Annotated in this window: 13 protein-coding genes; 1 reads left to right on the top strand and 12 read right to left on the bottom strand. The window is 59.6% G+C overall.

Annotation, left to right across the window (positions count from 1 at the left end; all coding sequences use genetic code 11):
• Nucleotides 1-195 precede the first annotated feature (195 nt).
• From LK03_RS22535 to LK03_RS14865, 10 genes are all read right to left on the bottom strand, one after another.
• Nucleotides 196-543, bottom strand: a complete 348-nt coding sequence (locus tag LK03_RS22535; RefSeq protein ID WP_240478617.1) for a hypothetical protein — start codon at nt 541-543, stop codon at nt 196-198.
• Entirely contained in the window at nt 540-836 is a 297-nt protein-coding gene (locus LK03_RS14905; RefSeq protein ID WP_038413129.1) for a hypothetical protein, read from the bottom strand. Before LK03_RS14905 ends, LK03_RS22535 begins: the two co-directional genes overlap by 4 nt.
• A gap of 60 nt (nt 837-896) precedes the next feature.
• The gene (locus tag LK03_RS14900; RefSeq protein WP_240478609.1) at nt 897-1,430 is read right to left on the bottom strand and encodes a DUF2514 family protein; all 534 of its coding nucleotides are present in this window, start codon (nt 1,428-1,430) and stop codon (nt 897-899) included.
• Entirely contained in the window at nt 1,427-1,966 is a 540-nt protein-coding gene (locus tag LK03_RS14895) for a glycoside hydrolase family 24 protein (RefSeq protein WP_038413128.1), read from the bottom strand. Before LK03_RS14895 ends, LK03_RS14900 begins: the two co-directional genes overlap by 4 nt.
• A 104-nt stretch (nt 1,967-2,070) precedes the next feature.
• Nucleotides 2,071-2,811, bottom strand: coding sequence for a hypothetical protein (locus LK03_RS14890; protein ID WP_038413127.1), 741 nt, complete (start codon nt 2,809-2,811; stop codon nt 2,071-2,073).
• A 10-nt stretch (nt 2,812-2,821) separates the two neighbouring features.
• Entirely contained in the window at nt 2,822-4,663 is a 1,842-nt protein-coding gene (locus tag LK03_RS14885; protein WP_038413126.1) for an SGNH/GDSL hydrolase family protein, read from the bottom strand.
• Between the two features lie 57 nt (nt 4,664-4,720).
• A complete protein-coding gene (locus tag LK03_RS14880) occupies nt 4,721-7,783 on the bottom strand; it encodes a host specificity factor TipJ family phage tail protein (protein ID WP_038413125.1) in 3,063 nt (1,020 codons plus the stop codon).
• Nucleotides 7,758-8,156 (bottom strand): hypothetical protein, encoded by a 399-nt coding sequence (locus tag LK03_RS14875; protein WP_038413124.1) that lies wholly within the window; start codon nt 8,154-8,156, stop codon nt 7,758-7,760. Before LK03_RS14875 ends, LK03_RS14880 begins: the two co-directional genes overlap by 26 nt.
• A gap of 2 nt (nt 8,157-8,158) precedes the next feature.
• Nucleotides 8,159-8,653: a DUF1833 family protein gene (locus LK03_RS14870; RefSeq protein ID WP_038413123.1), complete on the bottom strand. Its 495-nt coding sequence runs from the start codon at nt 8,651-8,653 to the stop codon at nt 8,159-8,161.
• The gene (locus tag LK03_RS14865; RefSeq protein WP_038413122.1) at nt 8,650-9,120 is read right to left on the bottom strand and encodes a hypothetical protein; all 471 of its coding nucleotides are present in this window, start codon (nt 9,118-9,120) and stop codon (nt 8,650-8,652) included. The genes LK03_RS14870 and LK03_RS14865 overlap by 4 nt, the downstream gene beginning before the upstream one ends.
• A gap of 105 nt (nt 9,121-9,225) precedes the next feature.
• On the opposite strand from LK03_RS14865, the gene LK03_RS14860 reads away from it, so the two are divergent.
• Nucleotides 9,226-9,483 (top strand): hypothetical protein, encoded by a 258-nt coding sequence (locus LK03_RS14860; RefSeq protein ID WP_038413121.1) that lies wholly within the window; start codon nt 9,226-9,228, stop codon nt 9,481-9,483.
• Here the strand turns inward: LK03_RS14860 and LK03_RS14855 are convergent.
• A complete protein-coding gene (locus tag LK03_RS14855) occupies nt 9,480-9,659 on the bottom strand; it encodes a hypothetical protein (RefSeq protein WP_038413120.1) in 180 nt (59 codons plus the stop codon). The genes LK03_RS14860 and LK03_RS14855 overlap by 4 nt on opposite strands.
• Nucleotides 9,660-9,755: 96 nt before the next feature.
• Nucleotides 9,756-12,944 carry a phage tail length tape measure family protein gene (locus tag LK03_RS14850; RefSeq protein WP_240478616.1) on the bottom strand — a complete coding sequence of 1,063 codons (3,189 nt, stop codon included), beginning with the start codon at nt 12,942-12,944 and terminating at the stop codon, nt 9,756-9,758.
• Nucleotides 12,945-12,952 lie beyond the last annotated feature (8 nt).

The following is a 12,952-nucleotide window of genomic DNA, read 5'->3' as shown; positions in this document are numbered from 1 at the left end:
TGCCTAAAAATGCTGACTCTTGATTCACCGATGTTTGGGACATTCGGTGTCCCAGTTTTGTCCCAGCGCCTTAATCCTTCGCATGATCCCTCACGCTATACCTGACCACACCCCAGACTTCGAAGTCGTCGCATTCGGCCAGGTGCCGGACTCGGTATTCTGGATTGTGCGCATAGCGAGCGTGACAAAGAGCGATCACCCTATGTCGAAGACATTGCCCACCACTGGAATATCCAAGTCTCGCCACCCGCCCGAGACTCGTACAGGCTCGCCGCGCTCCGTCCTGGAAAGCGGTACACCCCACCCGTCTTGTTGCTCAGCACCAGCAGGCATCGGAAAAACTGTTTCCAAGTCCTCCATCGCCCATAGCCTGCCCGCCTCTGCCAGCTCCAGCATGTCGGCAAGAACGCAGGCATCGATGCGGCCGGCCCGGTGCGCCGCAAGCGCCATTTCGCTGAGCACTGCTTCGCGGCCCTCAGGGTCGATCAGGAAGGCACCTTCGTCATCCAGTTCGTGCATCCACGCCGTAGGGATTCGGTTCATGAGTCCACCCTGCACCACCACGACTGGGCGTACAGCACCCCGTCGATTTCCTCAACGCCGCTGATGTTCATGCCCTGCTGGGCCATGCCGGTGATCTTCGCATCGTGCAGCCGAGGTATCACGTCGGCGCCAGGCGCTGGACTGAAGACCCAGGCCTGTGTCGACACGCGGCCCAGCAGTTCGCTCTGATGCTCTCCGATGTGGACGTCAGCGCGAATGGGGGTTTGCTGGCGCAATTGCTCAGAGGACAGTGCCGCGCCGTGAGAGCGACGGCGCACGACAAAGAAATACATAGGGCACCAAATACTGTATATGCGAACAGTATCCTAGCCAGTATTTCGGCCACCCGACAATTACCGCTCAGCGGCAGGCCGAATTCCATCGATCACACGTTCACAGGCCATGCCTGCTACTCGGCTTCGCTCAAGCGCTGCCGCGAGGCTTCCCGCCATTCGGTCAGCTTCTTCAAGCAGTCCCCCGAGCACCACGACGGCAGAGGTTTCTGCCTGGCGCTGCTGGGCAGCGATGGCACCGCAGGTTGCGCTTCGCCCGGCGCGCAGTCGGGCGATTTCCCCGCGCAGGCCGTCAGCAGCAGACTCAGCAGTAGCGGCGCGGCCGGCAACCGCCTCCAGTTTCTGACGTGCATTCTCACCCTCCCGATCAGCCACCTGCTGGCGGCGCTGCTCTTCTGTTCTGGCCTGGGCCGCGGCGTGCTGATCGCGCTCGGCAACCAGCAGTCGGTAGTCGGCCAAGTCGGCACGCGCCGCGCCGGCGTCACGCTGCGCCAGCACCAGCCGGTATTGCTGCCCGCCGGCGACCAGCAGCAGGACGGCCAGCCACCAGACCCAGGCAGGAACAGCCCTTGGAATCAGCGGCGCGCCGATCACGCTACGGCCTCGCCACCGCACGCGGCGTACATCGACAGAAGGTCACCAGCCGGCTTGGCATCGGCGGCACGCTCGCTTTCGTAGATCCCCAGCAGCGCCGCCAGCTTGTGCTCGCGCTGGCCGTATCCGGCGCCAGGCAGGCTGGCCCAGATCGGCGCAGCCCTGGCGATCGCGTCACTGATCCGCCCGGCCTTGATCAGCGGCAGCGCGCCACATTCGGTCAGCAGCTTGATCGCGGCCAGGTCTTGGGCTTCTGGGATGAAGCGGCCCTTGAAACCGTAGTTCTTGACGATGGCATCCCAGGTGGGGGCCAGGAACTGGTAGCGACCGGCAGCCGTCGACTTGATGCCGTAGCGCGGCAGCGGTACCAGCACGCGCGGGTGCTGGCTGTAGTCGGTGAACAGCGTGCCGCCCACCAGGACGTTGTAGCCGTCGTCGCTGGCCTTGATGGTTGAGGTGCCTTCCGACCAGGCGAGCATGTCGAGGAAAGCGAGCACGTTGATGCCGCCGGCGTCGGCAGCAGAGATTCGTGGCATGGGTTTCTCCAGGCGTGAAAAAGCCCGCGCTGGGCGGGCTATTCGGATTGCAGGCACAAAAAAACCGCTCGAGGCGGCCGGGAACTTGCGCGTTCAGCGTCGACTTAGACGATCACGCCAAGCCGCGCCATCCTTTTACGCATGGCGGCAGCAACGACCGTGATCTCATCGTCGCTCAGTGCCACGGAATATACCGCCACGTGACTTACGTCCGACTCTCCGCCGAATGTCGAGGCATAGGTGCCGCCGATCCGCAAAGGGACTGAGGCAAGGAGTCGCTTCGTGGCCAGTTGCTGATTACCCCTCACGCCTGTGGTCAGGTTCCAGGTCTGGTTGCCCCCTGACCCCGAAGATCGAAGACAACGAATCCCCCAGTTAGCGGCCACATCCGAGATTTGCGATTGCGCGCTGGTCGAACCATCACCCGTTGAATTGAGACGGTTCGCCTGCCCAGTGAGCGTCGTGTCGCTGATGTGGTAGAGCTGCAATCCGCCCGCCAATCCAGGCGATGCCCCTGCATAGTTGCCCACGTAAGGTACCGCCGTGGCGGTACCTGTACCACCGAGAGGCCCGGCTGACTTGCCGACTACGATCACCGTGAATTCTTCAGTTTCCGCGATAGCCGTTTCAAGGAAGTTGACCCCACCCTTGAACCTGGCATGCGTGCTGAATACTGATGGAACCCCCACCAGCCTCGCATTGGCCTTGCCAGAAGCACGGTTGTAGCCGATTCGATCCAGAGAAGTGTCGAAGCAGAACCAACCCTCAAGGCCCCGGGATACTGGTGGAATTACCTTCGTGTACCAAGGCGCCAGTGCGCCCGGTGAAACCAACTTGATGCCCATGCGATTTTCCTTAAATTAATCCCAAGTTTGACGCGCTGATGTAAGGGGCGATGCTGTTAAAGAGTCTCTGTCGGTTGGCTTGGCCAGGATGTGTGTAGTCAGAAAGCTGGACAACAGCGAATCCGGTTACTGGATCTACAGTGCCTGCTGCGGTTTGGTAGCCGACTTCTGGATCTGAGAAAGCCCATGAAGGCACGATGACGGTATTGGGGTTAGCCAGTCCCTTGTGAAGCGCCATGATTGATCGGATCAGCGGGATGTACTTGTTCGTCCAGTCTGCGTTACGAACAGTTTGATAGGGCAGGCCTGGTAGAAAGCGAATGATTTTTGCGTTTGGCCAGGCAGCTCTCATGCGGGCAAACATCAACCCCTCATTGTCATTCACATAGTTCTGGATTGCGCTGGTTCCGGACAACTTGCCAAAGTCGTTCATGCCAAGACCGTAGACAATCACATCAGGCGGTTGAAGGTTGAACCTGGACTGGTAAAAAGCGAAGTCAAGAACATAGCCATTGCGCACAATGGCAGGGTCGTCGTTCGATGTTGCTGGACGGATGAAGGGATTCCGGTTGCGTCTTTCTATTTTTGAGAGAGCCAAATACTCGGATTCCCCGCCAGCGGGCACTGGAATTGTTATTTCGGTAATGGAGGCGTAGGTGAAGTTGGCAGTCTCGTAAGCTTCACGGGCTTCGCCAAGGGGACCAGACTCGTTGTAGGCCTGGTTTTCGACCCCTGACCCGCCTATGGTGCCTATCCAGTTCGAGTCCCGGCCATTGCGCTGGATGGCAGCCTTCATGATCTGGGCGCCCTGTCGATTACTGATACTGTCGCCGATCAGCAGCACATTGGGCACTTTTCCAGCACTTGAAGCCACTGGCAAATCAATCATCTGAAGATCCAGCAAGTGCTCGTATGTCCCGTTCATGGGGTCGCGCAGCTTGAGCCTTGCAGCTGCTCCATAATCAGAACATTGGATAACCAGATCCGAATTGGACGTCGTCGAAGCGGCTGTGGTGGTGCTCCAGATTGAGGCCACCAACCCAGCTGCGAGATCACGATTTGATATCAGGCTTGGGACATTGATATGCAATGGCGATCCTGCAGCAGTCACCAACTTCGGAGCGAAATACGCACCATCAGCCAGAGGAAATCCTGGCGTTGCTTGAGATACTGGAGCTTCCCCCGGATAGGTCAGATCCTGAAGAATGCTCCCTTCGGCGTCGACGACATAGATTCCAGGCAGCGAAGTCAGGCCGATCGTCAGCGGACCAATGGAAATTTCTTCAGCGCCGGCGTGAAGAACCGCGCCACCTTCAGCGTCATAAATCCCCGACTCGACTGCGTGACTGACCGCATCCAGCGCCGGAGTCCGCGTACGCTTTGCCGTAATGGAAAGAAACTCTCCCCCTTCTTGATCGACAGCCACTATCGCTGCTTCGTCATCAGCAATTGGGATAGATGACGGGTCTTGAACAACCTCTGCGATTTGGCCGATGGCGGCAGTCGCTGAGTCGACTTGCTGCTTCACCGCCTTCACCGCCTTGGAATTTGGGTAGGTATCGACGAGAGCAGCGCTGCCATTGTTGTTCCGGTACAGGTCGATGTAGTCAGCGTCCGATGCCGACACCACGCTGAAATATCCATCCGCCCGCGTGGCCTGGAGGCCCAGCGCTACGGTGGTGTAGATCTGCGCCCCAGCCATCTGCGTGGCCAGGTCAGCGATGATCTTGGCGTTGGTTGGCTTTTGCGATCCGCTCGGCAAAGTGACCATCTTTGCCTCTGGCGAAAGCGCCAGCTCATTGAACGCAGCAACGGTCTGGTCGAGCTGATTGAGGGTGTCTTGGCCGCTCATTCCGGTTTCCTTAAATGAAAAAGCCCGCACATGGCGGGCTCTTGAACGGGCGCCGAATCACTCCGGCGGGAACTGGTCGTCGTAGGTGTAGACGCGGTCGTCGTAGGGCATGGCTTTAAGCGCGACGTTGCCGTTGGCGGGGTCGGAGCTGGTGATCAGCACCGGATATGCCCAGCGGGTCGCCGGCCCGAACAGCAGGTGCGGCGGCTCGTACGGCGTGTCCACGTCCGGTGTGAAGTCGATCGCGTCGACGCGGGCCACGTAGTCGCCCTGGCGGGTGGCCGTGTAAGGGCCAGACAGCGTGCCGTCAGGCCGACGAATGCCGATCCTGTGCTCGCCGCCGGCGCCCCAGTCCAGCGGCGCCGACGAGGTCAGCAGCACACCAGATGGGGTGGCCTGGAAATCCAGAAGAATCGCGCTCTGGCATCCCTTCGGCAGATCGTCCGCTACCGCCGCGAAGGTCAGGTAGCCGCTGTTCCTGCCATCCAGCTCGGTTTCCCAGCTATAGGTGTCGGTGCGGAACTTCTGGTGACCTCGGCGGCGCATGCCGAAGCGCCAGGCCCGGGCCTTGTCGCCCACACCAGGCAGCTTGATCTTCTCGACCTTCAACCCTTGATCGCCTGGCCACCGACACTTGACCGTCTCCCACGCCCAGGTCTTCGTCGAGAAGTACTCAACGTCGACGCCGTCGAAGTCATTGATCGACGGCATCGGGCCGGTGATCTTGAGCATCCGCGTCATGTTCTGCGGGGAGTAGGTCTGCGTCTTCGGGCCGTACTCGACGGTGAAGACTTCGCGCTTCTCGTCCCGCACCGGCCTGAGCAGGCCGCGATACGTGACCAGTTCGCCGAAACTGCACGCCAGCGCATTGTTGACCATGTCCTTGACGGTCATTGGCGAGTCAATGGTCTCGTCGTAGGTGTCGCCTCTGGCCACCGCCTTGGCGTGGAAGGCGGACCACTCTGGAAGATCCAACTGATCGACCGTGTAGCCCCGACCCAAGAGCTTGGCCAAGCACCACGGCACGATATCCCGTGTAGGCCCTTTGGGCAGGAACTGACCGTTCTCGAAGCGCGGCAGGATGCTGACCGACTCAAAGCTGATGCGGCTCTCGGATTGGGCGGACAGCCGGTCGCCGCCGCGAATGTCCACGGTGATGACGGTCAGGCCCGGGTAGCTGGTGGGCGAGTTTTGCAACTGGCCGCGCAAGTCGGTCCAGGTGACGTCGTCGCGCGCCTCATCGTTCACCCTTCCGCCGCGATCTACGAACAGCTTGCGGATGCGCGCCTCGGCCCGCATTGGGTAAGGGCTGTCCTGCTGGAACGAGAACCCCTGTGCATCCAGAGATCCACCCACGCACTCCTTCTCGATCACCGTCCAGTCGCCTGCGATGTCCATGTCGCGGTATTCCAGCGCGTGATACGCCGGGATCTCGTAGAACTGGCCCTCCCGGCCAATGCCGAGAAGGCCGTTCTGGTAGGTGACCGACCACTCGATCTTGGTGATCTTCTCGCCTTCCGGGCACAGGGCAAAAGGCCCACGGTAGCCGCCCTGCAGGTTCGATGGGTCCAGCGTGAGCGAGGCGTTCACCGACTCCATGTTGTTGAAGCCAGGCCAGTTTCCGTCCGTGCTGCCCGATGAGGTCAGTCGCTCGAGCTGTAACAGCGAAGTGCTGGCCGCCGTGATGCGATAGCGCAGACCCTTCGGGCCGATGGATGCCTGGCCCTGGCCGAGCGTCAGGCCGGTGACCGGCGCACCGCCCTCGTAGTCCAGCGTAATCTGTGCTGGCTGCTCAGGAACTGCGTCGGTAGTGGCCGTGCCGGTGGTGGCCACCGGTGCCGCGCCAAGGATGACATCAGCATTGCTCGAGCCGATTGCCTGCCCGGAGAATGGCGCCTGCTCAATGAAGCGCAGACGACCGCCAGCCTGATCAGCCCGAACTGGTGTGCTGCCGAGCTGGTTGTTCAGCTCAGTGACCAGGCCGGCCAGGTCGTTGGTCTGGGTGTTGAGGGTGACCGAATAGCTCGACGCGCCCCGCGAGAGCGTGAACGTCAGCGGGCTGGTGCTGAAGTCGTAGCGGCTTGGTGCTGACGAACCGGTGAGCGTCGAGGCGGTGCCGGCGTTGGCCGGCGTTCCAGGCGAGTATGGCGTCCAACTGTGGATGACGTAGTACCCGGCGTTCGCACCAGCCACCTCGATGGACATCCCGACGTAGGGGTTCAGCATCTCCAGCGGCCCGCGCACGATATCTCGGCCGTCGCCACCATCAACCACGGTGTAGGTGTACGGCGCCACGACCCGCACGATGATGCTGTCGGTCCAGTCCTCCGGGAACTGGCCGGCGTTGGCCGGCACGCCGATGGTGTTGCCGTTGAACTGGTAGGCAGATGCCTGGGCGGATCGAGTCAGGTCGACCGCGACAGTCAGGTCAAGGCCGCCCGCGCCGCTTGAACTTGCGCCCACTTCCGGCGCGTTGTACCAGAGCAGGTGGGCCGGGTCGGCGGACAGGTCTTCGCCTGGCTGATAGATTTTGTAGACGACGTCGCTGCCCAGGGAGAGCAGGAAGGTCTCGCCCACACGGCCATTGGAGAGCTGGTGCTCACCCTCGGCCAGATAGAGCAGCATCTGCACACGCTGGTCGCGTGGGCTGACATACCGGCGCCGAGGCTGAGCCAGGTAGGACGGGTAGGTGCGCTGGTATCCGGCGATCTGCCGGACTGTCTCGCCCAGCTTGACCTTGTTGCCCTTGGCGCTGGCTTCATTGATTGGGTCGCCCTGCTCTGACCCTGCATTGCTCGGCAGGCCTGGCATGGGCGGCATGAGTGCCTTGAGCGCCAGCTTGGCGGCGCCGAACAGCGCCAGATTGAGCGAGAACGGGTCTGTGCCTTTAGGCTCCCGGTATATCTGCACTAGGTCGGAGGGCTTGAAGCTGACCTTGTGCCAGTCGGCGTGATCGATGATTTCGTCGTTAAGGATGACGCTGTGCGGCGGGCTTTCGCGGCGTTCGTAAGACGGCGCCTGACTTTTCAGCCAGTCCTCGATCGTCATGCGCCGGTCGGTCTTCCACACACCTATCGGTGCGGTGTCGCTGATCTTATTCGGGAAGAATTCGACGGTCACGGTAGTACACCACCTTCGGGTGAGCGGCTTCGAATTCGCCGGTTGTCCGCAGGCAGGCGCCTCCGGGGTTTGTGTCGAGCACCTTCAGACGCCCATCGCTCTCGACGACCACACCGACGTGCAGGCAGAGCTCGCCCCGGAAAACCGCCGCAATCGCGGCAGGCTCCGGCGCGCACTCTTCCATCCCGCCGCGCAGGTCGTGATAGGCCTCGGTATTGGCCTTGATTCTGTTCTTGCCCACGGCGCCGAGGCTGGGCATCGGCGCCAAGCCGAACACCTGGTGGCGAACAGCGATGCACAGACCCCAGCAATCGAAGGCAATAGGCCCCCGTGCACCCTCGCGATACGGGGCGCGCATGAATTTCTCGATCATGGTTAGGTGTACCTGAGGCCTGGGGCGTCTTCGGCGGTGAGAATGCGGCGGTTGCCAGTGGTGTTGAGCAGGTCGAAGAATCCGAAGGTGAGCTTGGCGACCTGGCTGTCAGGCTCGTAGTCGCGGCTCAGCAACTGCATGCGGAAGCGCTCTTGCGGAAACGACAGATCGCCAGCCAGGTAACGGCGCAGAGTGCCCCACACCTTGTTTCCTGACCGCCTGGCTGCCTCAACGGCCAGTTGCGGCTCGCCGGTGGTGTTGTCCAGGCCGATGATGATGCTTTGGAAGCCGCTGTTGTCGTTCTTCGGCCAGCCCAGCTCCATGGCCAGCGCAGTGAACGTCAGCGTCCTGCCGTCTTCGGTGGTGCACACCCTGTCGCTGTATCCAGAGGCATAAAGGTGCCGGAAGCTGCTGCCCTCCTCCCACACCTCAATGGTGTCCACCAGCATCATGTCCGGTCCGCCACTAGAGGCGTAGCACACTTCGATTGGATTCATCCGAAGTACCCCGTATGCCATTTCTCCAGGATGTTCTGGAACTCAGTGGTGAATTGGTCGAGCGGCATGTCGATGATTGCGCCCAGGTATTCTTCCTCGGTATAGATCGGGCGCTCGCGCAGCTCGATCACAGCCGAATATCGCCAGCGGGTGATCTGTGTCAGCTCACCGCCTTGAGGAATGCCCTTGAAGTGCGCCCTGCATTTCTTCATGCCCAACGGCGTCTGCAGGTCCATCTCGAACCATTCGATGCCGTTTTTCAGCTCGTAGACATACCATCCCTCGAAGAGCGCCGCCTCCTTCTGGCTGAAGTTGAAGTTGAATCGCGCCTCGGTCGGGACATAGTCGTGAACAACACGATACCGGGTCCGTCCGGTTACCAATCGCGTTGCCATCATAGGATCAACAGTGCTGAGCCCATATCCCTCCTGAAGTGGGAGTGGCAATTGCGCCGGGTACTGAATCATTGCCGCTCCTGTGTGATGGCTGATCGTCACTGCTCTGTCTATCCTCCTGAATCCCCAAGGTGTAGGAGCCGGCGGGGATTCAAACCAAACCAACAGGGATAGACGATGAGCTACGACAACCCATCAGATTTCGAAATTGATGCCCGAAAGATGCTCGAGCGGATGGACAAAGAGATCGCCTCGCTCACATGCCTGGTGTCCGGGCTTTGCCAACAAGTCAGGGCGGCGGGAGGTGAGGAAGCGGTAGCAGTCGCTGTTGAGGCGGCGATAACCGAAGCCAGATCGATGATACTGACCGGAGGAATCGAGTCGGACATAGCCTTGATAAAGGCAGTGGCCGAGGGAAAATCAATCAAGCGCTAGGTCAGCGGCTTCAGCCCTATCTGATCTTCGATGCGGGCAAGCCTGCGCTCCAGCAGCTCGGCTTGCCTTACATGTTCTTGCCGCGACTGCTCAATTTTTTCCCAGTCAATAGGCCTCAGCCTCGTCTTAGGAGCGGAACCTTGATGCGAACCCAGCTCTTCGTGATGCTTTTCCATGTGAATCCCTCTTGAGGCTGATGATCTCTAGTTATGAGCCAGGGCGTTTCAGGTTGTGGCCGCTTCAAGCGCCTGAGCCCGCTCGCCCGCTTCTCGTTATTCGCCAGGACGGCGCCACTTGTATGCACCTACGCCGGCATCAACTACCGGCCCATATCCGTTGGATAGCTGGCCGGCAACTTCATCCACCGACCGCTTCACGGCCTCTTGGATGATCACCTCAACATCGCCATTCGGCATCCTGCGCGCCTCAACTTGAGCGCCGGTGTGCTGATTGATGATGTTGATGTTTTGATTGATGCCGTAAGCGCTAGGGCCGCCAGATGCCTGGGCCGAGCTTGTCGTTCTCGACATGCCAGCCGGTGAGATGCGCTCGTTTGAGTTGATGGCCTCCAAGAGCGCTCGATTCCTTTTGGTAGCCGATGCGTTCACCACAAACTCACCATCACTTAGGCGGGCCATGATGCTGTCCGAAGTGCCAGTTCCCGCCCCAGACACAAGGCCGCCCGTGGCGAATCCAGGTATCACAGCCAGCGTGCTTGCAAGTGCAGTCGTTGAGGTCAGCGCGGCGGCGGCAGGCACGGAGTTGGTGCCAAGGGTTGCCAGGGAGGCCATTGCAGCAGCTGGCGCCCAGGCAGCCGCTGTGGTGCCTGCAAGAACAATGTTCTCGCCTGCCGCAGCCGCGCCAAGAGTCGCGTTCAGGGCAGCGTTCACCGCCATCTGAACTCCGATTTTTACAAACCCGGAGATGATGTCCCGCGCCACGTTTCGAGCGATGTTGCCGAGGGTGCTGAACGAAAGCTGCCCGTTCATGATCGCGTCGGTCACATCGGTCGAAATCGTATTGAACGCGCTCGAGAAGATTGACTGGGTTTGCCCTGCGATATCACGAGCCTGGTTGCCGAAGTTTTGGACTGCCGCAGTCCACCCGTTGATAGGGTTGAGCATGGCCTGATCCATCTGCGCCCAGCCGGCCTGCATTGCTGCAACTTGCTGGGGCAGGAACTCGTTGATCGCATTGATCTGGCCCTGCAGCGCCTGCCTCTGCTTTTCGTCAGAAGCAGTTGCCAGCTCCGTCTGTAGTTGCAGCAGACGGTCATTCGTCTGCATCTCCAGATTGAGGCGTTGCTGCATGCGCGAGGCTTGCAAGTCGCCCATCCCAACACTTGCGGCATCCAACTGGTACTGGGTCTGCTCGTTGACCAGCTGACGCTGCAGTTGGGCGCGGTATTGCTCGACTGCTGTCAAGCCTTGGGCGCCCTTGATCGCGGCGGCATAGTTGGTCGAGGCCTGCGCCAGCGCCTTGCCATACTCCTCCTGCGTGATCCTGCCTTTGCTCAAAGCCAGATCGAGCTGACCCTGCTCTTTGGCGAGATCTCTTGCCGCTTGAGCAGCCGGATCATACTGGCCATAGAGACGGGAGAAGGTGTTTTCTGCTTCGGATACGCCGCGGTTGTCTTCCCGTGGCGTCTTGGGTTTTTTAGGCTTTCGCTTGTCAGCGTACTTTTCTTCGATAGCAGAAATGCGCTTGGCTATTTCTTCTTCGCTTCGGCCGGCCTTGAGCCCCAACTCTCTAGCATCGGCAATCTCCTTTCTTTTCTTAGACTGCTTGTCCAGATATTCGAGCTGTGAGCTTTCCCAGCGACCCTCTGCATCTATTCTTTCCTGGTTTGCTCTTGTTTCTGCTGCCGCTTCTTGTGCTGCCTTTGCATACTGCTCCCTGCCTTCAGTGAGAAGCTTAACCTTAGATTTTAGGGCCTGATTTGTATTGTCTCCAAAGCTGAATAGATTGGATAGAGCACCTATGAACCCACCGTTTTTCCGTCTATCAAGAATTCGCTGAGCGATTTCTATTTCTTTGTTCTGGTCAGGAAATAGCTCTGCCTTTACTTTCGTATAGGCATTGCTTATGGCTGTACCTATGGAATTCCAATCCTTCTCAACCTCAGAAAGAGATTGTCGGTACTGACGTAGCCTTGCCTGTGCATTAGAGTTTAGAGACTCGCTGAGCTTATCATTTGCCTCCTCAGTCCTGCCCTGCTCCTCAAGCGACCGGATTAATTCATATTGTTCGGCGGCTATCAGACCGTATTGCTGACTAATCTTCTGAGCAGCCTTAGTCGCGCTATCTCCTAATGAGCCGAATGATTTTGCAACTTCAGCCGCGCTTTGTCCGGTGAATTGGCCTACAGCTGCAGCTGCCTGGGCTAGATTCTTGAATTGAATCTCTCCTGATTTACCTGAGGCGGCAAGCGCCATAACAGCATCTCTGGCTTCAGAAATGCTGCCAGTAAGCTCTGCCACAGAGAGGGCGATCCTGGCCATCCCCTCAACCGTCTGGCCAGAGTTTGCCGCCCCAGAATACAAAGATTTGTTGAAGGCGCCGATGGTTTTTTCGGCGTCATAGAAGACTATCGCTAACGTCGCTGCGGCTGCCGCAGCCAATGTGAATGGATTTATTAAGCCGAGTATGTATCCGCCCATGGCGCGCGCTGCGGGACCGATGCCTCCGAACATATCCTTGAGCTGCCCACCCTGCTGAAGGAAAACTGTCAGTGGCGCTTGCCCGGCTTGAAGGCTTACTGCTATGTCTGTGAACTGCGCCGGCAGTCCGCGCAGTGCGGCGTTATAAGCTCGCGCGGACATTCCTGCTCTGTTCATCCCTTCGGCAGTTTCACCCACGGCCTCGCGCATGGTTTCAATGCGCTGAGTGTACTCACGATAGGTGTCCCTATCGATCAGCCCGGTATCTCGATACCGTCGCAAGCGATCCTGCATGGTATCCAGGCGGTCGAGCGCGGCAACTGTTGGGTTGATCTGGCCTATAAGCCGCGCCAGTTCTTGACGTTGCTGATCGACGGACTGCTCCGCTGCGCGAGAGCTGCGCGCCAGTCCGTCCATGGACGTTTCTGCCTGCCGAGACCCGCTGGCGCATTGCTCAAGCGAAGATGCGAGCCTTGTCAGTTGGGCATTGATTGAAGACTGGGTTGCAGAGAACGCCCCGAACCCACTCGACAGCCGTCCCACCTGCGTAGTCAGTGCGGCAATCTGCTGATCAGTCGAGGCCGAGGATTTTTCAATCTGGCTGAGTGCGCGGCTAGCTGCCGAGGCCATCTTCCCTAGGCTAGACCCAAGGGTGACAGATACTTGGCTGAGGTGCTGAGCAGAAGATGCCGCATCGTCACCGGTCTGCTCTACCCTTTCCAGTGCCTGGCTGAGATCGTCAGCATTCTTCTTGGCGGGCCTCGAGTCGATGGTTATCGATAGGCGTGATTCCTGCGACATCGCTTTTC

The sequence above is a fragment of the Pseudomonas cremoricolorata genome (assembly GCF_000759535.1).
Classification (GTDB): domain Bacteria; phylum Pseudomonadota; class Gammaproteobacteria; order Pseudomonadales; family Pseudomonadaceae; genus Aquipseudomonas; species Aquipseudomonas cremoricolorata_A.
Note: the sequence above shows the minus strand (reverse complement) of the source record. Positions and strands in the feature narration are given on the sequence as shown.

What these genes read in the sequence shown, in the direction of transcription:
- LK03_RS22535 (WP_240478617.1), bottom strand. Translation starts at nt 543, where the DNA reads ATGAACCGAATCCCTACGGCGTGGATGCACGAACTGGATGACGAAGGT.
- LK03_RS14860 (WP_038413121.1), top strand. Translation starts at nt 9,226, where the DNA reads ATGAGCTACGACAACCCATCAGATTTCGAAATTGATGCCCGAAAGATG.
- LK03_RS14885 (WP_038413126.1), bottom strand. Translation starts at nt 4,663, where the DNA reads ATGAGCGGCCAAGACACCCTCAATCAGCTCGACCAGACCGTTGCTGCG.
- LK03_RS14870 (WP_038413123.1), bottom strand. Translation starts at nt 8,653, where the DNA reads ATGAATCCAATCGAAGTGTGCTACGCCTCTAGTGGCGGACCGGACATG.
- LK03_RS14905 (WP_038413129.1), bottom strand. Translation starts at nt 836, where the DNA reads ATGTATTTCTTTGTCGTGCGCCGTCGCTCTCACGGCGCGGCACTGTCC.
- LK03_RS14890 (WP_038413127.1), bottom strand. Translation starts at nt 2,811, where the DNA reads ATGGGCATCAAGTTGGTTTCACCGGGCGCACTGGCGCCTTGGTACACG.
- LK03_RS14875 (WP_038413124.1), bottom strand. Translation starts at nt 8,156, where the DNA reads ATGATCGAGAAATTCATGCGCGCCCCGTATCGCGAGGGTGCACGGGGG.
- LK03_RS14865 (WP_038413122.1), bottom strand. Translation starts at nt 9,120, where the DNA reads ATGATTCAGTACCCGGCGCAATTGCCACTCCCACTTCAGGAGGGATAT.
- LK03_RS14895 (WP_038413128.1), bottom strand. Translation starts at nt 1,966, where the DNA reads ATGCCACGAATCTCTGCTGCCGACGCCGGCGGCATCAACGTGCTCGCT.
- LK03_RS14850 (WP_240478616.1), bottom strand. Translation starts at nt 12,944, where the DNA reads ATGTCGCAGGAATCACGCCTATCGATAACCATCGACTCGAGGCCCGCC.
- LK03_RS14855 (WP_038413120.1), bottom strand. Translation starts at nt 9,659, where the DNA reads ATGGAAAAGCATCACGAAGAGCTGGGTTCGCATCAAGGTTCCGCTCCT.